The 25591-nt window shown below is 63.1% G+C and carries 24 protein-coding genes; 11 read left to right on the top strand and 13 right to left on the bottom strand.

All coding sequences use genetic code 11. From position 1 onward, the window contains the following. Window positions 1-179 precede the first annotated feature (179 nt). The 6 genes from AC1Z3V_RS32020 to AC1Z3V_RS31995 form a co-directional block, all read right to left on the bottom strand. Window positions 180-1172, bottom strand: a complete 993-nt coding sequence (locus AC1Z3V_RS32020) for an ABC transporter substrate-binding protein (RefSeq protein ID WP_429816596.1) — start codon at window positions 1170-1172, stop codon at window positions 180-182. A gap of 99 nt (window positions 1173-1271) precedes the next feature. Next, complete coding sequence (locus tag AC1Z3V_RS32015) at window positions 1272-2141, bottom strand: ABC transporter permease (RefSeq protein WP_483504028.1); 870 nt, start codon at window positions 2139-2141, stop codon at window positions 1272-1274. Next, window positions 2138-3022 (bottom strand): ABC transporter permease, encoded by an 885-nt coding sequence (locus tag AC1Z3V_RS32010; RefSeq protein ID WP_483504027.1) that lies wholly within the window; start codon window positions 3020-3022, stop codon window positions 2138-2140. Before AC1Z3V_RS32010 ends, AC1Z3V_RS32015 begins: the two co-directional genes overlap by 4 nt. 2 nt (window positions 3023-3024) lie before the next feature. Then, window positions 3025-3360 (bottom strand): hypothetical protein, encoded by a 336-nt coding sequence (locus AC1Z3V_RS32005; protein WP_429816587.1) that lies wholly within the window; start codon window positions 3358-3360, stop codon window positions 3025-3027. Further along, a complete protein-coding gene (locus AC1Z3V_RS32000) occupies window positions 3357-3821 on the bottom strand; it encodes an N-acetyltransferase family protein (protein WP_483504026.1) in 465 nt (154 codons plus the stop codon). The genes AC1Z3V_RS32005 and AC1Z3V_RS32000 overlap by 4 nt, the downstream gene beginning before the upstream one ends. Further along, the gene (locus tag AC1Z3V_RS31995) at window positions 3811-4602 is read right to left on the bottom strand and encodes an ABC transporter ATP-binding protein (RefSeq protein WP_429816581.1); all 792 of its coding nucleotides are present in this window, start codon (window positions 4600-4602) and stop codon (window positions 3811-3813) included. The genes AC1Z3V_RS32000 and AC1Z3V_RS31995 overlap by 11 nt, the downstream gene beginning before the upstream one ends. Before the next feature lie 121 nt (window positions 4603-4723). Here AC1Z3V_RS31995 and AC1Z3V_RS31990 point away from each other — a divergent pair, with 121 nt between their 5' ends. Further along, window positions 4724-5137 carry a cupin domain-containing protein gene (locus AC1Z3V_RS31990; RefSeq protein ID WP_483504025.1) on the top strand — a complete coding sequence of 138 codons (414 nt, stop codon included), beginning with the start codon at window positions 4724-4726 and terminating at the stop codon, window positions 5135-5137. 93 nt (window positions 5138-5230) lie between these two features. Here AC1Z3V_RS31990 and hydA read toward each other — a convergent pair whose 3' ends face one another. Continuing rightward, window positions 5231-6685: a dihydropyrimidinase gene (hydA, locus tag AC1Z3V_RS31985; protein ID WP_429816573.1), complete on the bottom strand. Its 1455-nt coding sequence runs from the start codon at window positions 6683-6685 to the stop codon at window positions 5231-5233. A 185-nt stretch (window positions 6686-6870) separates the two neighbouring features. Further along, window positions 6871-8121, bottom strand: coding sequence for a Zn-dependent hydrolase (locus AC1Z3V_RS31980; protein WP_483504024.1), 1251 nt, complete (start codon window positions 8119-8121; stop codon window positions 6871-6873). 282 nt (window positions 8122-8403) lie between these two features. Between AC1Z3V_RS31980 and rutR the strand changes: the two genes are divergently transcribed. Beyond that, window positions 8404-9057 (top strand): HTH-type transcriptional regulator RutR, encoded by a 654-nt coding sequence (gene rutR, locus AC1Z3V_RS31975; RefSeq protein WP_173517579.1) that lies wholly within the window; start codon window positions 8404-8406, stop codon window positions 9055-9057. A 15-nt stretch (window positions 9058-9072) separates the two neighbouring features. On the opposite strand, the gene AC1Z3V_RS31970 is transcribed toward rutR, so the two are convergent. From AC1Z3V_RS31970 to AC1Z3V_RS31960, 3 genes are all read right to left on the bottom strand, one after another. Next, window positions 9073-10002: a DMT family transporter gene (locus AC1Z3V_RS31970; RefSeq protein WP_483504023.1), complete on the bottom strand. Its 930-nt coding sequence runs from the start codon at window positions 10000-10002 to the stop codon at window positions 9073-9075. 37 nt (window positions 10003-10039) lie between these two features. Further along, complete coding sequence (locus tag AC1Z3V_RS31965) at window positions 10040-11716, bottom strand: adenylate/guanylate cyclase domain-containing protein (protein WP_483504022.1); 1677 nt, start codon at window positions 11714-11716, stop codon at window positions 10040-10042. A gap of 357 nt (window positions 11717-12073) precedes the next feature. Beyond that, window positions 12074-12973, bottom strand: a complete 900-nt coding sequence (locus AC1Z3V_RS31960) for a LysR family transcriptional regulator (protein WP_483504021.1) — start codon at window positions 12971-12973, stop codon at window positions 12074-12076. Window positions 12974-13079: 106 nt separating this feature from the next. Between AC1Z3V_RS31960 and AC1Z3V_RS31955 the strand changes: the two genes are divergently transcribed. Further along, window positions 13080-14102 (top strand): zinc-dependent alcohol dehydrogenase family protein, encoded by a 1023-nt coding sequence (locus AC1Z3V_RS31955; RefSeq protein ID WP_483504020.1) that lies wholly within the window; start codon window positions 13080-13082, stop codon window positions 14100-14102. 87 nt (window positions 14103-14189) lie between these two features. On the opposite strand, the gene preA is transcribed toward AC1Z3V_RS31955, so the two are convergent. Together preA and AC1Z3V_RS31945 are read right to left on the bottom strand one after the other, a co-directional pair. After that, a complete protein-coding gene (gene preA / locus AC1Z3V_RS31950; RefSeq protein WP_483504019.1) occupies window positions 14190-15503 on the bottom strand; it encodes an NAD-dependent dihydropyrimidine dehydrogenase subunit PreA in 1314 nt (437 codons plus the stop codon). Between the two features lie 19 nt (window positions 15504-15522). Next, a complete protein-coding gene (locus AC1Z3V_RS31945; protein WP_483504018.1) occupies window positions 15523-16884 on the bottom strand; it encodes an NAD(P)-dependent oxidoreductase in 1362 nt (453 codons plus the stop codon). Window positions 16885-17144: 260 nt separating this feature from the next. On the opposite strand from AC1Z3V_RS31945, the gene AC1Z3V_RS31940 reads away from it, so the two are divergent. The 8 genes from AC1Z3V_RS31940 to AC1Z3V_RS31905 all read left to right on the top strand — a co-directional run bounded on the left by AC1Z3V_RS31940 (window position 17145) and on the right by AC1Z3V_RS31905 (window position 25539). Further along, a complete protein-coding gene (locus AC1Z3V_RS31940; RefSeq protein ID WP_483504017.1) occupies window positions 17145-18098 on the top strand; it encodes a sugar-binding transcriptional regulator in 954 nt (317 codons plus the stop codon). Window positions 18099-18296: 198 nt separating this feature from the next. Beyond that, on the top strand, window positions 18297-19607 hold the full coding sequence (locus AC1Z3V_RS31935; RefSeq protein WP_483504016.1) for an ABC transporter substrate-binding protein: 1311 nt from the start codon (window positions 18297-18299) through the stop codon (window positions 19605-19607). Window positions 19608-19754: 147 nt separating this feature from the next. Further along, window positions 19755-20627, top strand: a complete 873-nt coding sequence (locus tag AC1Z3V_RS31930; RefSeq protein ID WP_429816547.1) for a carbohydrate ABC transporter permease — start codon at window positions 19755-19757, stop codon at window positions 20625-20627. 5 nt (window positions 20628-20632) lie between these two features. Then, window positions 20633-21463 carry a carbohydrate ABC transporter permease gene (locus tag AC1Z3V_RS31925; protein WP_429816544.1) on the top strand — a complete coding sequence of 277 codons (831 nt, stop codon included), beginning with the start codon at window positions 20633-20635 and terminating at the stop codon, window positions 21461-21463. An 11-nt stretch (window positions 21464-21474) separates the two neighbouring features. Next, on the top strand, window positions 21475-22476 hold the full coding sequence (locus AC1Z3V_RS31920) for an ABC transporter ATP-binding protein (protein ID WP_429816541.1): 1002 nt from the start codon (window positions 21475-21477) through the stop codon (window positions 22474-22476). Beyond that, window positions 22473-23246 (top strand): L-iditol 2-dehydrogenase, encoded by a 774-nt coding sequence (locus AC1Z3V_RS31915; RefSeq protein ID WP_483504015.1) that lies wholly within the window; start codon window positions 22473-22475, stop codon window positions 23244-23246. The genes AC1Z3V_RS31920 and AC1Z3V_RS31915 overlap by 4 nt, the downstream gene beginning before the upstream one ends. Before the next feature lie 40 nt (window positions 23247-23286). Continuing rightward, window positions 23287-24771 carry a mannitol dehydrogenase family protein gene (locus AC1Z3V_RS31910; protein ID WP_483504014.1) on the top strand — a complete coding sequence of 495 codons (1485 nt, stop codon included), beginning with the start codon at window positions 23287-23289 and terminating at the stop codon, window positions 24769-24771. Between the two features lie 99 nt (window positions 24772-24870). Further along, complete coding sequence (locus AC1Z3V_RS31905; RefSeq protein ID WP_429816534.1) at window positions 24871-25539, top strand: HAD family hydrolase; 669 nt, start codon at window positions 24871-24873, stop codon at window positions 25537-25539. The last annotated feature ends 52 nt before the right edge of the window (window positions 25540-25591 follow it).

Raw genomic sequence — 25591 nt, 5'->3', positions numbered from 1 at the left:
CCGGCGGCAACATGGCGGATGCGAACGGCCGCCTGCTGCATGTTTCCTTAAATCCTGAACGATCTAAGGAGAAAAACATGCAGTAGCGACCTTTGTGCGTCTGAGAGGACGCGCGGCGCTGCAGAAACGGAAGAGGGCCGCACGATCGTGCGACCCTCTTCTGATGTTTTGGCGATCGCCTACTTCAGTGCGGCATCGGTGATCTCATGCGTCCAGGCGCCTTCCGGCTCCTTGGAAATCACGGGATCGGAACCGCCGGCAAGCAGCGACTGCACCGTGCGCTTGTAGTCGGCCTCGTCGAGCGCGCCGTTGGAGCCCGACGTCAGTTTCGCCACTTCGCCCATCATGCGCTTCTGGTGCTTTTCCGTCTGCGCGCCGGTGGAGTCGTTTTCGAGAACGATATCCGCAGCTTCGTCCGGGTTCTCCTCGGCGTACTTCCAGCCCTTCATCGAGGCGCGCACGAACTTGACCATCTTCTCCTTGAAGGCGGCGTCCTTGAGCTTGTCTTCGAGCACATAGAGGCCGTCTTCGAGCGTCGCCACGCCCTGGTCTTCATACTTGAAGGTGACCAGGTCGTCCGGCTTGATGCCGGCATCGATGACCTGCCAATATTCGTTATAGGTCATGGTTGAGATGCAGGCGGCCTGCTTCTGGATCAGCGGGTCGACGTTGAAGCCCTGTTTCAGGACCGTGACCCCGTTCGGGCCGCCATCGGTCGGGATCTTCAGGTGTGACATCCAGGAGAGGAACGGATATTCGTTGCCGAAGAACCAGACGCCGAGCGTCTGCCCCTTGAACTTGTCAGGGCTGGTGACGCCGGTTTCCTTGAGGCAGGTCAGCATCATGCCCGATTTCTTGAAGGGCTGGGCGATGTTGACGAGCGGCACGCCTTTCTCACGGGTGGCAAGCGCCGAGGGCATCCAGTCGACGATCACATCGGCGCCACCGCCGGCGATCACCTGTGCCGGGGCGATATCAGGACCGCCGGGCTTGATGTCGACGTCAAGGCCTTCCTCCTCGTAGAAGCCCTTGTCCTTGGCGACATAGTAGCCAGCGAACTGCGCCTGGGTCACCCATTTCAGCTGCAGCGTCACCTTGTCGGCGGCCTCGGCCTGGAACGCTGCGAGCGAAAAGACGCCTGCGGCGAGAAGCGATGCAAGTCTTTTGTTCATGTCAGTTCCCTCTTGTTTTTACTTCATTTTCTTTCAACTGCGCAGTTCCGGACGGAAAACCGTTTCGCACTTTTCCTGGAATTGCTCAGGCAGTATGCCTCAGGCGCGCCCTCCGCGGATGGAAGGATGCCAGAAGGTGACGGCACGCTCGACGAGCGCGACCACCCCGTAGAAGACGGAGCCGGCGACGGCCGCAACGGCGATCTCGGCCCAGACCATGTCGACATTCATGCGTCCCACTTCCGTGGAAATCCGGAACCCCATGCCGACGATGGGGGTCCCGAAGAACTCGGCGACGATGGCGCCGATCAGCGCCAGCGTCGAATTGATCTTCAGCGCGTTGAAGATGAACGGCCAGGCGGCCGGCAGACGCAGCTTGACGAGCGTCTGCCACCAGGACGCCGCATAGGTCCGCATCAGGTCGCGCTCCATGTGGCTGGCGGCGGCAAGGCCGGCAACGGTGTTCACCAGCATCGGGAAGAAGGTCATGATGACGACGACCGCGACCTTCGATTGCCAGTCGAAGCCGAACCACATGACCATGATCGGCGCCACGCCGATGACGGGGAGGGCGGAGACGAAATTGCCGAGCGGCAGCAGGCCCTTCTGCAGGAAGGGCGAGCGGTCGATCAGGATTGCGACGGCGAAGCCGAGGCCGCAGCCGAGCGCATAGCCTGACAGCACCGCCTTCAGGAAGGTCTGGCGGAAATCGGCACCGAGCGTCGGCAGCGAGTTGATCAGCTTGTGCCAGATCATCGAGGGCGCCGGCAGCAACACCGATGGCACGGAGAAGCCGCGCACGATGCCTTCCCAGAGGACCAGGATGGTGACGCCGAAGATCAGCGGCACGGCAAAGCGCGCTGCGCCCCTGGCGGCTTCGCTCTGGAAGGTCTGGCGCACCAGCCATTCGTTGAAGGCCCAGGCGGCGAGCCAGAAGATGATCGCGGCCGCAAGGATGGGAAGGTTCATGGCTTGGCTCCCATGCGCTTCAGGACGGCCGTGTGGGCGAAGCCGACGATCATGACGAGGACTGCGGCGAGTGCTGCCGCCATGAACAGCGCCGCCCAGATCTGCACCGTCTGTCCGTAGTAGGAGCCGGCGAGCAGGCGGGCGCCGAGGCCCGCGACCGCGCCGGTCGGCAGTTCGCCGACGATGGCGCCGACCAGCGAGATGGCGACGGCAACCTTCAGTGAGGTGAAGAGGTAGGGCATCGACGACGGCCAGCGCAGCTTCCAGAAGGTCTGCGCCGAGGAGGCGTTGTAGGTGTGCATCAGGTCGAGCTGGATCGTCTCCGGGCTCCTTAGACCCTTCACCATGCCGACGACGACGGGGAAGAAAGAGAGGTAGGTGGAGATCAGCGCCTTCGGCAGCAGGCCTGAGATGCCGACGGCATTGAGCACGACGATGATCATCGGCGCCACGGCGAGGATCGGGATCGTCTGACTGGCGATCACCCAGGGCATCAGCGAACGGTCCATCGCGCGGTTGTGCACGATGCCGACCGCCAGCAATATGCCAAGCGCCGCACCGATACCGAAGCCGAGCAGGGTCGCCGAGAGCGTGATCCAGGCATGGTAGACGAGGCTGCGCTTGGACGTGATCGCCTTGTTGACGGTGGTGTCCCAAATCTCGGCGATCACCTGATGCGGTGCCGGCAGTACCGGACGCTCCTGCGCCATGGTGTTGCGCACGATCTCGGAGAAGGCGATCTCGGTGCCGTCGCGTGCCGCCGTGTCACGCTCGAAGGGCGCGTTCAGGAACACCGCGGCGACGTACCAGAGTGCGATCAGCAGCACGATGACGGTGCCAACCGGCAGCAGTTTGTCCCTGAGGAAGCTTGGTTCCTGCATCGTTACGCCTTTCCGCTCGCCGGGATCATCATCAGGCCCATTGCGGCGATGCCGAGAGCGACACCGGCCGCCTGTGTGAGGCTCAGTCTTTCACCGAAGACGGCGAAGGCGATGATGTTGACGAGTACGAGCTGCACCACGGCCGACAGGGAGATCGCAAGGCCGAGGCCGCCATCGCGCATCAGTTTCACCATGATGATGTTGCCGATCATGTAGAGGCCGAGCGCAAGGCTGAGCATGCCGAGATGGTCGTTCGAGACATAGGCGCGAGAGGCCGTCGCGCCGCCGAGGAAGATCGTCGTTGCGAGCAGCAGCCAGAGGCCATAGGCGAGGTTCATGCCTGCATCTCCTTGGTTCGCCAGCGATAGAGGATATCCGGCAGTTGCTCTTCGTTGTCGCCATCGGTGCGGCTCACCGCCTGAAAACCCTGGTGCTCGTAGAAGCGCTGGGCTTCGCGATTGTGTTCGAAGGTCCAGAGACTGAGCTCGTCAGGAGACAGAGCCTTCGCGGCTTCGATCAGTTGGGAGCCAATGCCCGAGCCCCGATGTGATGCATCGATATAGAGCGCGGTGACGTGACCGTCCGAGGAGAGCGAAAGGAAGCCGGCAATGGTGCCGTCATTTTCCGCCAGCAGCACCGTGCGTTCGGCAAAGACCGTATCAGCGTAGAACCGCTCGACGTCGGCATGATCGTGCACGCGCGGCATCCACGGCGTTGCGTCGATCCAGCGGTTGAAGATGCCGGCGCAGGCAGTCATGTCGTCCCGCTCGGCCCGGCGGATCTCGACGCTATTCGTCATAGCTGTGTCCTGCGCGCAGGCCCTCGCGAACGCGGTGGGCGATTTCCAGAAACTCCGGCGTTTCGCGGATGCCGAGTGGTCGTTCGCGCGGCAGCGGCGACTCGATCACGTCGGTCACCCGGCCGGGGCGCGGGCTCATCACCACGATCTTGGTGGAGAGATAGACCGCCTCGGGGATAGAATGGGTGACGAAACAGATCGTCTTGTTGGTGCGGGCCCAGAGCTTCAGCAGCTGTTCGTTCAGGTGGTCGCGCACGATCTCGTCCAGCGCGCCGAAGGGCTCGTCCATCAGCAGGAGGTCGGCGTCAAACGCCAGCGCGCGGGCGATCGAGGCGCGCTGCTGCATGCCGCCGGAGAGCTGCCAGGGATATTTCTTGCCGAAGCCCGAGAGATTGACGAGTTCGAGCGTGCGCTCGATGCGCGCCTTCTTCTCTTCCTTCGAATAGCCCATGATCTCCAGCGGCAGGGCGATGTTGTTCTCGATCGTGCGCCAGGGATAAAGTGCGGCCGCCTGGAAGACGTAGCCATAGGCCCGTTGCTTGCGCGCTTCTTCCGGTGTCATGCCGTTGACGCTGATCTTGCCGGAGGTCGCCTTTTCGAGATCGGCGATCACCCTCAGAAACGTCGTCTTGCCGCAGCCGGACGGGCCGATGAAGGAAACGAAATCGCCCTTGGCAACGTCCAGGTTGACGCCGGTCAGCGCATGGACCGGCCCGTCGGCGGTTTCGAAAGTCAGGCAGAGGTCCCGGGCCGAAACCACGGATGCGGTATTGGACGTCATCGGCGAATACTCATTCTGGCTGGTCTGTGTCAGACTGCTATCCGGACCGGCAACATGCAATCGCGGATTTGGGTGCGGAGCCGTTTGTTGCTGGTTTTTCAGGGAATTCTGGAGAACGTTCATGTCTCGATCATCCAATCCGGGCTGTCGCGTGGTTCGTCCTGAAGGCATCACGGCCGGCCAGCAGGGGCTCAACTATTTCGAGGGCATCGCAGCCGAGACCGTCGGCGCGACCGGGCTCTGCATGCATATCGTCACGATCCCGCCCGGCGCACGCGCCAAGGCGCACCTGCATGAGAGCCACGAGACGGCGATCTACGTGCTTTCGGGCGAGGCCTGGACTTGGTTCGGCGAACGGTTGGAGGAGCACGTCGTCGCGCGCGCCGGCGACATGGTCTACATCCCCGCCGGCATGCCGCACCTGCCGGAGAACCGGTCGAGCGAAGCCTGCACGGCGGTCATCGCGCGAACGGACCCCAAGCAGCGGGAAAGCCTCGTGCTGCTGCCCGAGCTGGACGCGCTCGTTCCCACCTGACGCAACCCGTGCCGAAGCGCCCCGCCGGCCTGGCGGGACATGTCCGATGGGACAGAGCGGCGCGAAGAAATGCAAGCCGCGAAACATGAGACCTCAGACGCCGGTGGCCGGAATGCCGGTGCGCTGGACGGCGCGGGGCGCGGTGACTTCCTTCCAGGTGGAAAGGGCGGAACTGACCGCCGGGAACGGATCGCGGCGGACGAATTCGCCGTGGCCTTCGCGGGTCTTGATCGTGCCTTCCTCGATCGCGACGACGCCGCGGGTCAACGTAAAGCGCGGCAGCCCCTTCACCTCCTTGCCCTCGAAGACGTTGTAATCGATCGCCGATTGCTGGCTCTTGGCGGAGATCGTCTTCGTGCGCTTCGGATCCCAGACGACGAGGTCGGCATCGGCGCCGACGAGGATCGCGCCCTTCTTCGGGTAGATGTTGAGGATCTTGGCGATGTTGGTCGAGGTGACGGCCACGAACTCGTTCATGGTGATGCGGCCAGTGTTGACGCCATGGGTCCAGAGCATCGGCATGCGGTCTTCAAGGCCGCCGGTGCCGTTCGGGATCTTGGTGAAGTCGCCGACGCCGAAACGCTTCTGCTCCGAGGTGAAGGCGCAATGGTCGGTCGCCACCACTTGCAGCGAGCCCGAGGCAAGGCCGGCCCAGAGACTGTCCTGATGCAGCTTGTTGCGGAAGGGCGGCGACATCACGCGGCGAGCCGCATGGTCCCAGTCCTTGTTGAAATATTCGCTTTCGTCGAGTGTCAGGTGCTGGATCAGCGGCTCGCCGAAGACGCGCATGCCCTTGGAGCGGGCGCGGCGGATCGCCTCGTGCGCCTGTTCGCAGGACGTGTGCACGATGTAGACGGGGCAGCCCGCCATGTCGGCGATCATGATCGCGCGGTTGGTGGCTTCGCCCTCGACTTCGGCCGGGCGCGAATAGGCGTGTGCCTCGGGCCCGTTGTTGCCTTCGGCCAGCAGCTTTGCCTGGAGCTGGGCAACGACGTCGCCGTTTTCGGCATGCACCAGCGGCAGCGCGCCGAGTGCCGCGCAGCGCTGGAAGGACGAGAACATCTCGTCGTCATCGACCATCAACGCGCCCTTGTAGGCCATGAAGTGCTTGAAGGTGTTGATGCCCTTGTCCTTGACGATGGTCTCCATCTCGTTGAAGACCTGTTCGCTCCACCAGGTGATCGCCATGTGGAAGGAATAGTCGCAATTGGCGCGGGTGGACTTGTTGTCCCACATGGTCAGCGCTTCGAGCAGCGACTGGTTGGGCGAGGGGAGCGCGAAATCGACCACCATGGTCGTGCCGCCGGCAAGGGCCGCGCGCGTGCCGCTTTCGAAATCGTCCGAGGAGTAGGTGCCCATGAAGGGCATTTCGAGATGCGTATGCGGGTCGATGCCGCCGGGCATGACGTAACAGCCGCTCGCATCCAGCGTTTCGTCGCCCGCGAGGTTCGGCCCGATCTCGACGATCCTGCCGCCCTCGATCTTGACGTCCGCCTTGTAGGTCAGGTCGGCCGTGACGATGGTTCCACCCTTGATGACAGTGCTCATGGTTCTTGATCCTCGCGATTGCGCTTCCGGCGCCTACAGCGCCGCGCGTGTTTCAATATGCGCTAAGGTCGCTGTAGCATTTTAGATTTGCTGCATAATTTGCCCTTAAATCGATCCCGATTTAAGGAATTACGCAGTAGGCGGTCGCCACGAAAAAGGGCGGAACTTACGTCCCGCCCGCAAACTCATTCGACGATTTCGGCCGTTTCGACGACGGCGTGGAAGAGGACGTCGGCGCCGGCGCTGGCCCACTCCTTGGAGATGTCCTCCGCCTCGTTGTGGCTCAAGCCTCCGACGCAGGGGCACATGATCATCGTCGTCGGCGCCACCTTGGCGGCCCAGCAGGCATCGTGGCCGGCGCCCGAGATAATGTTCATATGGCTGTAGCCGAGATGTTCGGCGGCGTTGCGCACGGCGCTCACCAGCTTCGGGTCGAAGGTCACCGGCTCGAAATGGCCGATCGCCTCGATGGAACAGCCAACGCCGAGCGGTTCTGTGATCTTTGGCGCCTCAGCCTCGATCTTGGCCCGCATGCGGTCGAGCTTGGCCTTGTCGGGCGAACGGATATCGACGGTGAAGACCACCTTGCCCGGCAGCACGTTGCGGGAATTGGGCGAGAAGAACACCTGGCCGACGCCGCCGACGGCGCCCGGCTGGTTCTCCATCGCAACGCCCTGGACCATTTCCAGGATGCGGGCCATGGCAAGGCCGGCATTGACGCGCATGTTCATCGGGGTAGAGCCCGTATGGGCCTCGCGACCTGTCAGCGTGAACTCCAGCCACCAGAGGCCCTGACAGTGGGTGACGACGCCGATATCCTTGCCCTCGGCCTCGAGGATCGGGCCCTGTTCGATGTGGTATTCGAAATAGGCGTGCATCTTGCGGGCGCCGACCTCCTCGTCGCCGACCCAGCCGATGCGCTTCAATTCATCGCCGAAGGTTTTTCCTTCCGGATCCTTGCGGCCATAGGCGAAATCTTGGGTGTGGACGCCGGCAAAGACGCCGGAGGCGAGCATGGCCGGCGCGAAGCGCGCGCCTTCTTCATTCGTCCAGTTGGTGACGACGATCGGGTGCTTGGTCTTGATGCCGAGGTCGTTCATCGAGCGCACGACTTCGAGGCCGGAGAGTACGCCGAGCACGCCGTCATATTTGCCGCCGGTCGGTTGGGTATCGAGGTGCGAACCGACATAGACGGGCAGTGCATCCGGGTCGGTGCCGGGCCGGGTAAAGAACATGTTGCCCATGGTGTCGACGCCCATGGTGAGTCCGGCCTCGTCGCACCAGGACTTGAACAGCCGGCGCCCTTCGGCATCCTCGTCAGTCAGTGTCTGGCGATTGTTGCCGCCGGCGACACCAGGGCCGATCTTGGCCATTTCCATAAGTGAATTCCACAGGCGGTCGGCATTGACGCGCATGTTCTCGCCAGGTGCAGCCACGGCGGTCTCCTCATCTTTTCAGGGCTTTGCCTCGATCGGCGCGCCCTCCTGTTCCCGTGGTCAAATCCAGGCTTGGTTTTTTCTGGTGCCCTTCGATCAGCCGTTGCCTTTGGCGGCGAACTGGCTGATAATTTGACCGGTTGGTAAACATTACAACTTCCGTTGCGGCACTCAAGCCGGAAAAACAAAAAAACGAAGTTGTTGCCCAAGAAGATGGCGAGGCCAGAAATTGGGCAGACCGGTTCCTGCGCTACGAATGCGCGGGTATCGCCAGGGGGACAGATGGTATTACCGAGAGCGGCGAAGACCCAGAGGCGGACACGCATCCAGGAGGAGAAGGAAGAGCGCATCCTGGAAGCCGCGCTCGAAGTCTTCTCGGCCAATGGTTTCCGCGGCGCGACGGTCGACCAGATCGCCGAAGTCGCGGGCATGTCGAAGCCGAACCTGCTCTATTATTTCCGCACCAAGGAAGCGATGCACCGGGCGTTGATCGACCGGGTGCTCGATACCTGGCTCGATCCCTTGCGCGAGTTCAACGCGGAGGGAAATCCGGTCGCCGAAATCCGCAGCTATATCCGGCGCAAGCTCGAAATGGCGCGCGACTATCCGCGTGAAAGCCGGCTCTTCGCCAACGAGGTGCTGCAGGGCGCGCCGCATATCGAGGACGAACTCAAGGGGCCGTTGAAGGCGCTGGTCGACGAGAAGGCGGAGGTGATCCGCGCCTGGGCCAAGGCCGGCAAGATCGCCAAATGCGACCCCTACCACCTGATCTTCGCGATCTGGTCGACCACCCAGCACTATGCCGACTTCGACGTGCAGGTGCGCGCCGTGCTTGGCCAGGGCAATGCCGGCGAGGGACGGTTCGAAGATGCGGCCCGCTTTCTCGAACGGTTGTTCGTCGACGGGCTGCAGGTGAGCGAGCAGCCGGCGGCCTGAGCCGCTCCTCCTATTTTAATCGGGCAGCAGCGCCATCAACAGCAGGCCGCAGGCGGTGGTGAGCGCGCCGGCGAGAACCGGCAGGCTGGTCCAGCCGTGGCCGAGCAGGCCTTCGAGCAGAATGATGAAGCTCGGCGTCAAATAGCCGTAGCCGAGTACTTTGGACGCCGGCAGCCGCATCGAGGCGTATTGCAGGAGCAGGAAGGTGATTGCGGTGGTGACCACCGCGAGATAGAGGACGGCGATCCAGACGACCGCAGGCAGGCTTGCAAAGTCCGTGGTGACGAGGCCGACGCCGCCGGGAACCAGCAGCCAGGGCACGGTGAAGACCGCAACCCAGAAGCCGAAGGCGAAGGGGCTTTCCTCGCGGCCGAATTTGCGGATCAGCGGCACATAGACCGCATGGCAGACGACCCCGACGAAGAAGATCAGTTCACCCCGGCCGACGTCGAAGGCAAGGATCGCCTGGAAATTGGCGCGGAAGATTACCCAGACGGCGCCGAGTGCCGCAATGATGAGGCCTGCAAGCACGCCCGGGCGCGTGCGCTGGCCGAGGAGCACATAGGCGAAACCGGCGCTGAGCAACGGCATCAGCGTGAAGACCGCGCCGGTCGAAACCGGATTGGTGAACTCCAGCGCCTTGAACATCGTCAGCATGTAGACGGCGATCAGGCCGCCGAGGATGAGGAAGCGCCACCATTGCTTGGGGAAATGGAAGGGAACCCGCGCATAGCCGAAGGTCATCAGCCCCAGCACGACGACGGTGAGCAGATAGCGCCAGAGCGTCAGCGGGCCGGCGCCCATGTGCTGGGTCGCGAGGCCGCCGAAAGAGAAGGAACCGGCAATCAGAATGGCGAAGGTCAGCATCGCCAGATGTGCCCGGAGCTTCTCGATGCCCCTGGCGTGAACCTGATGAGCCGTTTTCGGGGACACGTCCTGCTTCATTCGAGCTTCCGGGGAGTGTGAGGGCGGGGATCCCAACCTAATCGTTCGATAGCGTTGGTTGCAAGGCCGCGGAGATGCGCGCGGCGTCCGCAACGATCCAGGTTTCGAGCGTTGCCTGCCGGCCGCGCAGGCTGATGTCGAGCCGTTCGTGCCCTTCGATCACGAGACCGGCGCGGTTGACGAGTTCGGCGGAAACGGCGAGTTGCACGTCGTGCTCCTTGGCGAGGCCTTCGAGCCGGCTGGCGGTGTTGATCGTGTCGCCGACAGCCGTCAGCGAGGTTGCCTGGCCGTAACCGATCTCGCCGATGATGGCGGGGCCGGCATGCAGCCCCATGGCGATGCGCAGCGGCTCGTCGAGTTCGCCGCGGAAGGTCTGGTTGAGCGTCTCGATGCCCTTGGATATGCGAACGGCGGCGGCGAGCGACTGCCGGCAGGCCTCGGTGTAGGAACTCTTGAGACCGAAGATCGCAAGCGCGCCGTCGCCGATGAACTTGTCGACGACCCCGCCGGAATCCTCGACCGCTTCGCCGACCATTTCGAAGTAGCGGTTGAGCAGGAACACGGTGTCGAAGGGCAGCTTGTGTTCGGCAATGCTGGTGAAGCCGCGCAGATCGCAGAACAGCACGGCAATCCGCCGTTCCCGGCCTTCGCCGCCCTCGCGCCCGAGCTGCTTCTTGATGCCGAGGCTGTCACTGTCGAGGATCGGCACGACTGTCACGTTGTGGACAGGGCGGAACTGGCAGGCGAGACGGACATTGTCGGGCGCGCCGATACGCGTCAGCGTCGCAAGCTCGGCGTCCTCAGGGGCAGGCTGGTCTTCCAATCCCTGGATGACGCGCACACGGCAGGTCGAGCAACGCCCGCGGCCGCCGCAGACCGAGACGTGCGAGATTCCTGCGGCGCGGCTCGCTTCGAGCACGCTGAAACCGAGATTGACGGTTGCGACCCGGCCATCGGGATAGCGGACGCGTATGCGGCCGCCCTTCGGCATGGCGCGCAACAGGAAGGTGCCGCCGATCAGCCCGCTGAAGCCGAGATAGAGGCCGAGGCGGATATCCTCGAGAAGCGTGAGATCGACAGCCGGCCTGGTGTAGGCCCTGTCGCCGTAGCCGCCATGTTCAGCGTAATCGCTCTCGATCGATCGGGCGCCGCTGACGAAGCCGAGCAGCGCGAAGATCGGCACGAGGATCGCGACGGTGTAGAGCAGGATTTCATAGCGCGGGAACCAGGTCCGGCCGCGCATCCAGAACCAGGCACCGAGGCAGCCATGACCCCAGACGAGCAGCAGGGCGATCGATTGCCTGGCGGCATTGACCGAGTTCGACCAGAGCAACTGCAGCATCTTCGGGTAATCGGCCTCGACACCGGTCAGCAGCGGTTCGATGCGCGCGGCGCTGACGTGGCCGATCAGCAGGAAGGGCAGGCAGAGACCGAAGACGATCTTCAGCGCTTCGCGCGCAGGCATCCTCAACGTCTGGCGGCGATAGATGCTTTCGAGCGCCATGGCGAAATGCAGCAGCAGGGCGCCGTAGAGCAGCACCGTGCCGGGAACGCTGTGCCAGATCAAATTGAAGCCCTTGCGGGCGGACTCCATCGCCTCGATGGAGATCAGGCCGAGCGAATGATTGAAGAAGTGGGCCACCACGAACGAACCGAGTATGGCCCCGGAGACGAGGTGGATTCGCTTGCGTCGGTTGGCCGAAATGATCGTCAAACAGCAGGTCCGGCTCTGCCGGAGCGCCGTCCGGCCGCAGTGTCAAAACTATCGGTGACTGCGCAACGCGTCGCGCACTCCGTATGAGTTCTCCCTTATTATCCAGATCGTGCGAGCCGACAACTTACCATTTTTACACAATCTGTTTCGTTTTCGTGTCCTGTACGTTATCGGCGGGGAACGCTATTCAGCGGGATTCGGCTGCCGGGGTTCGAGCGGGTTGCTGTCATGATCGTAGAGGCGGCCTTGGCGTCGGGAATCGATAACCACGCCCATGCCTGCCGCCCTCGGCATGCCGAACGCCTTTCGGCGGTAGCGGCGGCAATGTCGGAACGAGTCGCACTCGTTTCGTTGCCGTCATTCCATCATGGTAGGCAAGCGCGCGGCAAGCGTATCGATGAGCAGGCGCAGCTTCGGCGGCATGTATTGGGTTTTCGGCCAGACGGCATAGGTGCCGTAGGACAACGCCGGCGCGTCGGTGAGGATCCGCAACAGCGAGCCGGAGGCGATGCGGTTGCCGACGAGCCAGCACGGCAGCCAGGCGATGCCGAAGCCGTCAGCCGCCGCATCGGCGATCGACGTCAGGTCGTCGAGCCGCAGCCGCGCCGGCGGCGTGATGGTCCGCACCTGACCGGCCTTCACCGGAAAGGACCAGGCGAGCGGCTGCCCGCTGCGCCGATAGAGGATCGCCTGAAGCGACATCAGGTCATCGATCGTCTTGGGCGTGCCGTATGCTTCAAGATAGGCCGGTGAGGCGCACACGGTCATGCTCTGGTCGGCAAGCTTGCGCATCATCAATTCCGGTTCGCCACGCAGTGGACCGGTGCGGATGGCAAGATCGAAACCGTCCTCGACAAGATCAACGTTGCGATCGCTGAAGTTGAGGTCGAATTCCAGGCGCGGGTGTAGCCGCAGCAGTTCCGACAGCAGCGGCATGATGCATTGGCGGCCGAAATGCACGGGCATCGACAGGCGCAGACGGCCCTGGATCTCCTGCTTGCCGGATTCCAGCAGCGCCTCGCCGGCCCGGATCTCGCTGAGCGCCCTCAGGCAGTTTTCATAGAACAGTTGCCCCTCGTCGGTGAGGCTCTGCGTCCGGGTCGTGCGATGAAACAGGCGAACGCCCAGCCTCTGTTCCAGCTTGGCAACGGTCTTGCCGACCGCCGAACGCGACAGGTTGAGCCTTTCGGCGGCGGCAGAAAATCCACCGGCGTCGGCCGCTTCCACGAACACGGAGACCCCACTCAGGTAGCTCATTTTTGTATCTCATATGGAACCAATATGGCGAAATCTTATCGCAACTGGAGAGATAATTTCAACGCTATGGTTTCTTCATCAGATCAAACCGATGAAAGGAAAGACCATGGCAAGACTGATGAAGGCGTGGACCATCGACGCGTTCGGCGCATCAAACCTGAAGGTCACCGAGCAGCGTGTTCCGGAGGCCGGTCCGGGCGAGGTGCTGGTTCGAACGACCGCCCTGTCGCTCAACTACCGTGACAAGCTGGTGCTGGAGAACGGCATGGGCATGCCGCTCGTCTTCCCCTTCGTGCCGGGATCCGACATGGCCGGCGTGGTCGAGGCGGTTGGCCGGGGTGTGACCCGCTTCCAGCCGGGCGATCGCGTGATTTCCGTCTTCGATCCCACCTGGATCGACGGTCAGAAGCCGGGGACTGCACGTCATCCGACCTCGTTTGCGCTCGGCGGCCTCAACCCGGGCGTCGCTTCCGAATATGTCGCCTTCCCGGAAAACTGGTTCGTGAAGGCACCCGAGAGCCTCGACGATGGCGAGGCGAGCACCTTGCCCTGCGCCGGTGTGACCGCCTGGTTCGCGCTGGTCGAGAAGGGCCACCTGAAGGTCGGCGATCGCGTCGTGGTGCAGGGGACCGGCGGCGTTTCGCTGTTCGGCCTACAGATCGCCAAGGCGCATGGGGCCGAAGTCATCGTGACCTCAGCCAGTCAGGACAAGCTCGAGCGCGCCCTTGCTCTCGGCGCCGACCATGGCATTGATCGCGTGAAAGAGGACTGGGCGGAGCGTGTTCTGGAAATCACCGGCGACTACGGCGCCGACCACATTCTGGAGCTTGCCGGCGGCGCCAATCTCGGCAAGTCGCTGCAGGCGGTGGCCGTGCAGGGGCGGATATCGGTGATCGGCGTGCTCGAAGGCGGCGAGATCTCGGCGCCAGCACCGTTCGTGCTGCTGAAATCGCCGGTCATTCAGGGCATCGGCGTCGGCCATCGCCGGGCGTTGGAAGATCTGGTCGGCGCCATCGACCGGACGGGCATCAAGCCGGTCATCGATGCCCGCTACCGGTTCGCAGAGTTGCGGGAGGCGCTGGCGCATCTTGATCGCGGGCCGTTCGGGAAGGTGGTCGTCGAGTTCTAGAACCGAACGACAACGCCGCCGGATTGCGGATCCGGCGGCGTTTTCACTGGTTGAGGCGCGATCCGAGCGGATCGCGCGCTGGCTTCCTCACTCCGCGGCCTGGCGGGCCATGGGGTTGTTCGGGTGGGTCGTCCAGTTGGCGTAGTTCGGGTCAACCGGCTTGCCGGTGCGCTGGTCGATCGTGCCCGCCGGCAGCTCTTCCATGGTGATGCAGTTCTCGACGGGACAGACGTTGACGCAGAGATTGCAGCCGACGCACTCGTCTTCCATCACCTCGAAGTGGCGCACGCCGTTGACGAACTGGGTGATCGCCTGGTGCGAGGTATCCTCGCAAGCGATGTGACAGCGACCGCACTTGATACAGGCATCCTGGTCGATCTTCGCCTTGGCGATGTAGTTGAGGTTCAGATACTGCCAGTCGGTGACATTCGGAACCGCGCGGCCGGTGATATCGTCGAGCGTGCGGTGGCCGTTGGCATCCATCCAGTCGGAAAGACCCGAGATCATCTCCTGGACGATCTTGAAGCCGTAGGTCATGGCGGCAGTGCAAACCTGGACGTTGCCGGCGCCAAGCACCAGGAATTCGGCCGCGTCGCGCCAGGTGGTGACCCCGCCGATGCCAGAGATCGGCAGACCGTAGGTTTCCGGATCGCGGGCGATCTCGGCGACCATGTTGAGCGCGATCGGCTTGACCGCCGGGCCGCAATAGCCGCCGTGGGTCCCCTTGCCGCCGACCGTCGGGTTCGGGGCGAAGTTGTCGAGATCGACGGAGACGATCGAGTTGATCGTGTTGATCAGTGACACGGCATCGGTGCCACCAGCCTTGGCGGCGCGCGCGGGCTTGCGGATGTCCGTGATATTCGGCGTCAGCTTGGTGATGACGGGCATGCGGGTGTACTGCTTGCACCAGCGCACGACCATCTCGATGTACTCAGGCACCTGTCCGACCGCCGAGCCCATGCCGCGCTCGGACATGCCGTGCGGACAGCCGAAGTTGAGTTCGATGCCGTCGGCGCCGGTTTCCTCGACGAGCGGCAGGATCGCCTTCCACGCCTCTTCCTCACAGGGCACCATGATCGAGGCGATCAATGCCCGGTCCGGCCAGTTCATCTTCACCTGCTTCATCTCGCGCAGGTTCACATAGAGGTCGCGGTCGGTGATGAGCTCGATGTTGTTCAAGCCCAGCAGCCGGCGGTCGGCGCCCCAGATTGCGCCATAGCGCGGTCCGTTGACGTTGACGACCGGCGGTCCTTCCTCGCCGAGCGTCTTCCAGACGACGCCGCCCCAGCCCGCCTTGAAGGCGCGCTCGACATTATAGGCCTTGTCCGTGGGCGGGGCGGATGCCAGCCAGAACGGGTTCGGGGATTTGATACCGACGAAATTGTTGCGAAGATCAGCCATTGGTTTCTCCTCCCGATCCTTAGGCAACCGCGCTCGCGCGCGGCGCGGCCGCGGCGAAGGCCCGGTTGATCGATTCAGCGGCATCGCGGCCCATGGCAACGGCCGAGACCGTGAGGTCTTCGCCGCCCAGCACGCAGTCGCCGCCGGCCCAGACGTTGTCGATCGAGGTTCGCCCTTCGGCATCAGTGACGATACGGCCGCCTTCGAGCTTCAGGGCGCCGAGGCCACTTCCGAGGAAGCTCTGGCCGATCGCCTTGAAGATCTGGTCGGCTGCAATGATACCTGTTTCGCCCGTCGCCGTCAGCTTTCCGTCTTCGAGCGTCGTGTATTCCAGCTCGATGCCGGCGACCTTGCCGTCCTTCTCGGCAATGCGCTTCGGCTGCAGCCAGTGGCGGATGGTGACGCCCTTGGAAGCCGCCAGATCCTGCTCGAACTCGGAAGCATTCATGTGCTCCTTGCCGCGGCGGTAGCAGATCGTCACCTCTTCGGCGCCGAGCAGCTTTGCCTGAACCGCCGCGTCGATCGCGGTCATGCCGCCGCCGAGAACGACAACCCGGCGTCCGACCGGGATATCGGCCTTGGTCTTCGACTGGCGGAGCGCCGCGATGAAATCGACGGCGTCCTCGACGCCCTCGGCATTTTCGCCTTCGAGGCGCAGCGCGTTGACGCCGGCAAGGCCAAGGCCGAGAAACACGGCGTCATATTGTTCCTGAAGTTCGGCGAGGGTGAAATCGCGGCCGAGTGCCTGGCCGTTGCGCACCTCGATGCCGCCGATCGACAGCACGTAGTCGACTTCCTTCTGGGCGAAGTCGTCGACCGACTTATAGGCGGCGATGCCGTATTCGTTGAGGCCGCCCGATTTCGGGCGGGCGTCGTAGATCACGACGTCGTGGCCCTTGACGGCGAGCCGGTGGGCGGCAGCAAGTCCTGCCGGGCCGGCGCCGACGACGGCAACCTTGCGGCCGGAGGCGGCGGCGCGGGTGTAGAACTGCTTGTTCTCCTTCATCGCCACGTCTGTCGCATAGCGTTGCAGGCGGCCGATCTCGACCGGGCGCTCCTCGGCGGTGTTGCGAACGCAGGCCTGTTCGCAGAGCGTTTCGGTGGGACAGACGCGGGCGCACATGCCGCCGAGGATGTTCTGATCGAAGATCGTCTTCGCCGATCCGATCGGGTTTCCGGTCGATATCTGCCGAATGAACAGCGGGATATCGATGGAGGTGGGACAGGCCGTCATGCACGGCGCGTCATGACAGAAGTAACAGCGGTCGGAAGCGACGAGGGCCTCGTGCTTGTCGAGCGGCGGATGGAGGTCGGAGAAATTGCTCTCGTACTCCCCGAGCGGCAGGCGGCCGCCGAGGATCCCAGATTGTGTCGTTCCCATTTTTAGCTCCCAATGTTTTCTCAGGATGATGGAACGGTAACACGCTTTATTTTTTTATCAAACGGTAAAAGTTTGAGGTCGAACGGGCTCGAATCCCTTGTGATCCCGGCCCTCGGGCAGGTTTGCCAGCCCGTGTTGTTCCGAGGCTCCGTTTGACAGGGCAGGGCAAATAGTGGCAGCAAACTGGAGCGGGATGAGGAAAAGTGTGTGTGGCTTTCCGCCCGCGTCCCGCTCTACTTATGAGGATCGGTAGAATAGGCATGGCACGCAGGGGCGAGGCGAACAACAGGCTTGATGATGCTGCCCGTGCGGGCTGGCTATATTATGTCGCCGGCCGCACCCAGGACGAGATTGCGACCGTCATGGGTATCTCGCGCCAATCGGCGCAGCGGCTCGTTTCGCTCGCCATGTCCGAGCGGCTGATCAAGGTTCGGCTCGACCATCCGATCGCCGCCTGCCTGGAGGCGGCGGCGGGCCTGCGCGACAAATACGGGCTGAAACATGTGGAGGTGGTGCCGAGCGACCCCGGCTCGACCTCGACGATCGTCGGCATCGCCGAGGCGGGCGCCGCCGAAATCGAGCGCTGGCTGAAGTCGCCCGAGCCGCAGGTGCTGGCAATCGGCACCGGCCGCACATTGAAGGCAGCCGTCGACCAGTTGCCACCGATGGAATGTCCGCAACACCGCATCGTGTCGCTCACCGGCAATATCGGCCTCGACGGTTCGGCCGCCTACTACAACGTCATCTTCAGCATGGCCGATGCGGTCAAGGCGCGGCACTTTCCCATGCCGTTGCCGGTTCTTGCCTCCTCGCCGGAGGAGCGGGAAGTGCTGCACAGCCAGAGCCTCGTGCAGGTGGCGCTGAGGCTCGGGGCAGAAGCCAATGTCGCCTTCGTCGGCGTCGGCGAACTCGGCCCGGACGCACCGCTCTGCCAGGACGGGTTCCTGGCGCAGGACGAAATGGCCGAGCTCACCAAGGCCGGCGCCGCCGGCGAGATCTGCGGCTGGATGTTCGACCATGACGGTGCATTGCTTTCGGGACGCTTCAACGAGCGCGTCGCATCGGTGCCGCTTCCATCGCGGGACAAGGCGTCGGTCATCGGCCTCGCCAAGGGCCGGCGTAAATACGAAGCGCTGAGAGCGGCCGTGAAAGGTGGAATCATCAACGGTCTCATCACCGATGAGGCGACGGCGATCTATCTACTCAACGCCTGATCGCAATACGAAACGTTTGAAAAGGCCGGCCGATGCGCCGGCCTTTCGCATGTGCGTAAGGAAAAAATCAGCAATCAAAACAATCATCTAATGTTTCTGTGTGCAACGCAGCGACGATTGCACATTGACATTTTGTCACGAGAAGTGAGTAATTGCTCATGAGCGAGGCAAATGCTCAATTCTTCTGGGAGGAAGTCGATGAACTTGAGAACTTTCCTGCTGGGCACGTGCTCGGCAGTCGCACTGTCGGGTCTGGCCCAAGCAGAAACCCTGACGATCGCGACCGTGAACAACGGTGACATGATCCGGATGCAGAAGCTGACGGGGGATTTCACGTCAAAGAATCCGGACATTCAGGTCGAGTGGGTAACGCTCGAGGAAAACGTGCTGCGCCAGCGCGTGACGACCGATATCGCCACCAAGGGCGGCCAGTACGACATCATGACGATCGGCACCTATGAAGTGCCGATCTGGGCGAAGCAGGGTTGGCTGCTGCCGCTCGACAATCTCGGCGCCGACTACGATGTCGACGATCTCCTGCCGGCGATCCGCTCCGGTCTCACCATCGACGGCAAGCTCTATGCCGCGCCGTTCTACGGTGAGAGCTCGATGGTGATGTATCGCAAGGACCTGTTCGAGAAGGCGGGGCTCACAATGCCCGACGCGCCGACCTGGGACTTCATCGCCGATGCCGCGCGCAAGATCACCGACAAAGGCAACGAGGTCTACGGCATCTGCCTGCGCGGCAAGGCAGGCTGGGGCGAGAACATGGCCTTCCTGACGGCGACCGCGAACGCTTTCGGCGCCCGCTGGTTCGACGAGAACTGGAAGCCGCAGTTCGACCAGCCGGAATGGAAGAAGGCACTCGACTTCTACGTCAAGCTGATGAACGACGCTGGCCCGCCCGGCGCCTCCTCCAACGGCTTCAACGAGAACCTGTCGCTGTTCCAGACCGGCAAGTGCGGCATGTGGATTGATGCGACCGTGGCCGCGTCCTTCGTCACCAACCCGAAGGAATTGACGGTTGCCGACAAGGTCGGCTTCGCGCTCGCTCCGGACACCGGGCTCGGCAAGCGCGGCAACTGGCTCTGGGCCTGGAACCTCGCAATCCCCGCAGGCTCGCAGAAGGCCGCTTCGGCCGAGAAGTTCATCGCCTGGGCCACCAGCAAGGATTATCTGAAGCTGGTGGCCGACAAGGAAGGCTGGGCCAACGTACCTCCGGGCACGCGCACCTCGCTCTACGCAAACCCCGAGTACCAGAAGGCGGCGCCGTTCGCGAAGATGACGCTCGACTCGATCAACGCGGCTGACCCGAAGAACCCGGCTGTAAAGCCCGTTCCCTATGTCGGCGTGCAGTTCGTGGCGATCCCGGAATTCCAGGGTCTCGGTACGGCGGTCGGCCAGCAGTTCTCGGCAGCGCTTGCCGGGCAGATGAGCGTCGACCAGGCGCTTGCCAGTGCCCAGCAGCTCACCGAGCGTGAGATGACGAAGGCCGGCTACATCAAATAGGGCTCCCAAGGGCCCGGGGTGCTGGCCGCAAATGGCCGGCGCCCCGGTAATTCTCCTTCGGGCCTGTGCCTGGAGGCAGGCGCGCGGCAAGCCCGCGCCTGGTCCAAGCTCTCGAAACCGCGTTGAATTCCATCATTGGGGGACGCCATGGCGACCTTGCACACCCGCTCCGCCGCGCGGCTGATGATCGCGCCCTCGGTGCTTTTGCTTCTGGCCTGGATGATCGTTCCCCTGGCCATGACGATCTACTTCTCGTTCCTGCGCTACAATCTTCTGATGCCGGGAATGGAAGAGTTCGCCGGCTTCTCGAACTACAAATACTTCCTGACCGATCCCGCCTTCTTCCAGGCGATCTTCAACACGCTCGCAATCGTGCTCGGCGTGCTGTTCATCACGGTCGTTGGCGGCATCGCGCTGGCGCTGCTGCTAGACCAGCCGATGTTCGGGCAGGGGATCGTGCGCATCCTGGTGATCGCACCCTTCCTGATCATGCCCACCGTGGCGGCCCTCGTCTGGAAGAACATGTTCATGAACCCGGTCAACGGGCTCTTTGCCTGGATCGCCAAGCTCTTCGGGCTGCAGCCCTTCGACTTCCTTGCCAATGCGCCGCTGCTGTCGGTGATCCTCATCGTCGCCTGGCAATGGCTGCCCTTTGCGACGCTGATCCTGTTGACGGCGCTGCAGTCGCTCGACGAGGAGCAGAAGGAAGCGGCGCAGATGGACGGTGCCGGCGCCTGGAGCCGTTTCATCTATCTTGTGCTGCCGCATCTTTCCCGCGCGATTACGGTCGTCATCCTCATCCAGACGATCTTCCTGCTCTCGGTCTTCGCCGAGATCCTGGTGACCACCAATGGCGGGCCGGGCACGCAGAGCACCAATTTGACATTCCTCGTCTATGCGCAGGCACTGCTGCAATTCGACGTGGGCGGCGCATCAGCCGGCGGCATCATCGCGGTCATCCTCGCCAACATTGTCGCATTCTTCCTGATGCGCATGATCGGCAAGACGCTGGAGGCTTGAGAACCATGGCACGCAACGTCTCCACCCAACGAAAGATCGTCATAACGGTCGTCGCCTGGACGATCGGCATCCTGATCTTCTTCCCGATCCTCTGGACGTTCCTGACGAGCTTCAAGACCGAGGCCGAAGCGATCGCTTCGCCGCCGTCACTCCTGTTCTTCGACTGGACGACGGAGAACTATCACGAGGTGCAGAGCCGCTCGAACTATTTCCTGCACTTCATGAACTCGGTCGTCGTCTCCTTTGGTTCGACGCTGATCGGCCTGGTCATCGCCATTCCGTCCGCCTGGGCGATGGCGTTCTCGCCGACCAAGCGCACCAAGGACGTGCTGATGTGGATGCTCTCCACGAAGATGATGCCGTCGGTCGGCGTGCTGGTGCCGATGTATCTGATGTTCCGCAACACCGGCCTGCTCGATACCCGCACCGGCCTGGTGATCGTGCTGACGCTGATCAACCTGCCGATCATCATCTGGATGCTCTACACCTATTTCAAGGAGATCCCCGGCGAGATCCTGGAGGCCGCCCGCATGGACGGCGCCTCGCTCTCCAAGGAGATCATCTACGTGCTGACGCCGATGGCGATTCCCGGCATCGCCTCGACGCTGCTGCTCAACATCATCCTCTCCTGGAACGAGGCGTTCTGGACGCTGAACCTCAGTGCCGCGAAAGCCGCGCCACTGACGGCCTTCATCGCCTCCTATTCGAGCCCAGAAGGCCTGTTCTACGCCAAGCTCTCGGCCGCCTCGACCATGGCGATCGCCCCCATCCTCATACTCGGCTGGTTCTCGCAGAAGCAGCTCGTACGCGGCCTCACCTTCGGCGCGGTCAAATAAGGGATACGACAATGGGAAGCATTACACTCAGCAAGGTTTCGAAGGTTTTCGGCGCCCATGCCGTCATCCCCTCGATCGACCTCGACATCAACAATGGCGAATTCGTCGTCTTCGTCGGACCGTCGGGTTGCGGAAAGTCGACGCTGCTCAGGCTGATCGCCGGGCTCGAAGACGTCAGTGATGGCGACATCGTCATCGACGGCAAAAACGCCACCGAACTGCCGCCGGCGCAGCGGGGTCTCTCAATGGTGTTCCAGTCCTATGCGCTCTATCCCCATATGAGCGTGCGCTCGAACATCGCCTTTCCCCTGAAGATGGCGGGCGAGGACAAGGCCGTCATCGACAAGAAGGTGTCGGAGGCGGCCCGGGTGCTGAATCTCTCCGATTATCTCGACCGCAAGCCGCGCCAGCTTTCCGGCGGCCAGCGCCAGCGTGTCGCGATCGGCCGGGCGATCGTGCGCCAGCCGAAGGCCTTCCTGTTCGACGAGCCGCTGTCGAACCTCGATGCGGCGCTGCGCGTCAACATGCGGCTGGAAATCAGCCAGCTGCACCAGGACCTGAAGACGACGATGATCTACGTCACCCACGACCAGGTGGAGGCCATGACCATGGCCGACAAGATCGTGGTGCTGAATCGCGGCCGCATCGAGCAGGTCGGCTCGCCGCTCGAGCTTTACCACAGACCGGACAACCTGTTCGTCGCCGGCTTCATCGGCTCGCCGCGCATGAACTTCGTAGGCGGTGCCCCAGCGTCCGCCTATCAGGCGCACACGATGGGCGTCCGCCCCGAGCACCTGGCGCTCTCCAAGGACAGTGGCACCTGGCAGGGCACGGTCGGCGTCGCCGAACATCTCGGCTCCGACACTTTCCTGCATGTCAACGTCGACGGCATCGGCACGGTGACGGCGCGCGTCAGCGGTGATTTCGCCGTGACCCATGGCGATCGCGTGTTCCTGACGCCGGATCCGCAGCGCGTCCACAGATTCGATGACAAGGGCCTGGCAATCCGATGAGACGGCTCGAAGGAAAAAGCGCGCTGATCACCGGGTCTGCGCGGGGGATCGGCCGTGCCTTCGCCGAGGCCTATATCCGCGAAGGCGCCACGGTCGCGATCGCCGACATCAACATCGATCGGGCGCGGCAGACGGCCTCCGAGATCGGTGCGGGCGCCTATGCGGTCGAGATGGACGTGACGCAGCAGGCATCGATCGATGCGGCGATCGCGGCGGTCGTCAAGCATGCCGGCGGGCTCGACATCCTCGTCAACAATGCCGCGCTCTTCGATCTCGCGCCGATCGTCGAGATCACCCGCGAAAGCTATGACCGGCTGTTTTCGATCAACGTCGCCGGCACCTTGTTCACCCTGCAGGCGGCAGCAAAGCAGATGATTGCCCAGGGCCGGGGCGGCAAGATCATCAACATGGCGAGCCAGGCGGGGCGCCGCGGCGAAGCGCTGGTCGCGATCTATTGCGCCACCAAGGCGGCGGTCATCAGCCTTACCCAGTCGGCCGGCCTCAACCTCATCAAGCATGGCATCAACGTCAACGCGATCGCGCCCGGCGTGGTCGATGGCGAGCACTGGGACGGCGTCGATGCGCTGTTTGCCAAATACGAGAACCGCCCGCTCGGCGAAAAGAAGAAACTGGTCGGCGCCGAGGTGCCCTTCGGCCGAATGGGAACGGCCGAGGACCTGACCGGAATGGCGATCTTCCTCGCCTCGGCGGAGAGCGACTACGTCGTTTCGCAGACCTATAACGTCGACGGCGGCAACTGGATGAGCTGAGCCTGTGAACGCAGGCAAGGCCTCGAAAGGATACGAGACCATGACGACCAAACTCTCACTTGCCGCCCTCGACACGATCAAGGCCAAGGCCGGCGTGCCGAACTACGACCGGTCGCAACTGACGGCGGGTATCGTGCATTTCGGCGTCGGCAACTTCCACAGGGCGCACCAGGCCGTCTATCTCGATGATCTCTTCAATGCCGGACACGACCTGGACTGGGCCATCATCGGGGCCGGCGTGCTTGCCTCTGATGCAGCGATGCGCGCCAAGCTTGCGGCGCAGGATTTCCTGACGACCGTCGTGGAGCAGGACAACAACCGCACCGGCGCCCATGTCACCGGCGCGATGATCGACTATCTCGAGCCCGGCGACATCCAGGCGATCGTTGCGAAGCTCACCGATCCGGCGATCCGCATCGTGTCGCTGACGATCACCGAAGGCGGCTATTTCATCGATCCGGCCTCAGGCGTGTTCAACCCGACCCATCCGGCAATCGTTGCCGACGCGCAGAACCCGGCGGCCCCGAAGACGGTGTTCGGGCTGATCGTCGCCGGGATGAAAGCGCGCAAGGACAAGAACGTTCCGCCCTTCACCGTGATGTCCTGTGACAATATTCCGGGCAATGGCGAGGTCACGCATGCGGCGGTCGCCGGTCTCGCGCGGCTCTTCGACCCGGCCTTCGCCGATTGGATCGACGCCAATGTCGCTTTCCCGAACGGCATGGTGGACCGGATCACGCCGGCAACCGGCGCACGCGAGATCGGCATCGTCGCCGACGAATACGGCATCGAGGATGCCTGGCCGGTGTTCTGCGAGGAATTCAAGCAATGGGTGCTGGAGGATCATTTCCCGCTCGGCCGCCCGGCGCTGGAGAAGGTGGGCGTCCAGTTCGTGCCTGACGTTGCGCCCTACGAGCACATGAAGATCCGCATCCTCAATGGCGGCCATGCGGCGATCGCCTATCCGGCCGCTCTTCTCGACATTCATTTCGTCCACGAGGCGATGGAGGAGCCGCTGATTCGTGCCTTCCTTGCCAAGCTCGAACACGATGAGATCATTCCGGTCATCCCGCCGGTGCCGAACACCGATCTCGGCGATTACTACAAGCTGATCGAGACGCGCTTCTCCAATCCGAAGATCGGCGACACGATCCCCCGCCTGGCGCAGGACGGCTCCAACCGGCAGCCGAAATTCATCCTGCCTTCGACCGCCGATCGGCTGGCGCGCGGCGAGGACGTCGTCGGGCTGTCGCTGGTTTCGGCGCTCTGGTGCCGCTATTTCGCCGGCACGTCCGACAGCGGCAGGGCGATCGTCTTCAACGACCAGAGCGCCGACCGGCTGAACAAGGCGGCGCTGGCCGCCAAGGACGATCCGATGGCCTTCCTGGCGCTCGGCGATATCTTCGGCGATGTCGCGGGCTCCGATCTCTTCCGCCGCCGTTTCGCTCATGCATTGAAAACGCTCTGGGAAAAGGGTACGCGCGCTACGCTCCAGCTTTATCTGGACGGGAAGCTTACCGCATAATTCCTTGGATCGGATTCGATGCAAGGGCGAATTATGCGCCAATTCAAAGCGTTACGGCGGCCCTTGCGTAATGCGCGTCGCTGTAAGGGGTAGGGTGTTATGGCGGATGCGGCGTCCGGGCTGGTGATCTTCGATTGCGACGGGGTGCTCGTCGATAGCGAGCCGATCTCGCTGGAAGTGCTGGTGGACGTGCTCTCGGCCGCCGGCGTTTCGATGACCACCGAGGAGGCGACGGAACGCTTTCTCGGGCGCAGCCTGAAAAGCATGTCGGCGATCCTGCACGACGAATACGGGCTCGCCACCGACGACGCGTTCCTCGAGGGCATGCGCCTTCGTCTCTACGATCGCTTTCGTTCGGAACTGCAGCCGATTGCAGGCATTCGCGAAGCGGTCGAGGGCCTCGAAGGCGCGTGCTGCGTCGCCTCGTCCAGCCAGCCGGAACGCATCCGCCTGTCGCTGACCGTCACCGGCCTCATCGATCTCTTCGAGCCCAACATCTTCTCCGCTACCATGGTCAAACATGGCAAGCCGGCACCTGATCTCTTCCTGCATGCGAGCCGCGAAATGGGTTTCGCGCCCAAGGATTGCGTCGTCGTCGAGGACAGTCCGGCGGGCATCGAAGCGGCGAAGGCGGCGGGCATGCGGGTCTTCGCCTTTGCCGGCGGCAGCCACGCGCGCACCGACAAGCATCGGCAAAGTCTCTCCGACCTCAGCCCCGACGTGCTGTTTGACGACATGGGCGAATTGTTACAATTTGTCGGCCGATAGCAGGGATGGAACTACAGCGCCGCACGTCTTATCAGACGCGCAAAGGTCGCTG

The sequence above is a fragment of the Ensifer sp. 38_S197 genome (assembly GCF_056924495.1).
This window is presented reverse-complemented; position numbering and strand designations above follow the sequence as displayed.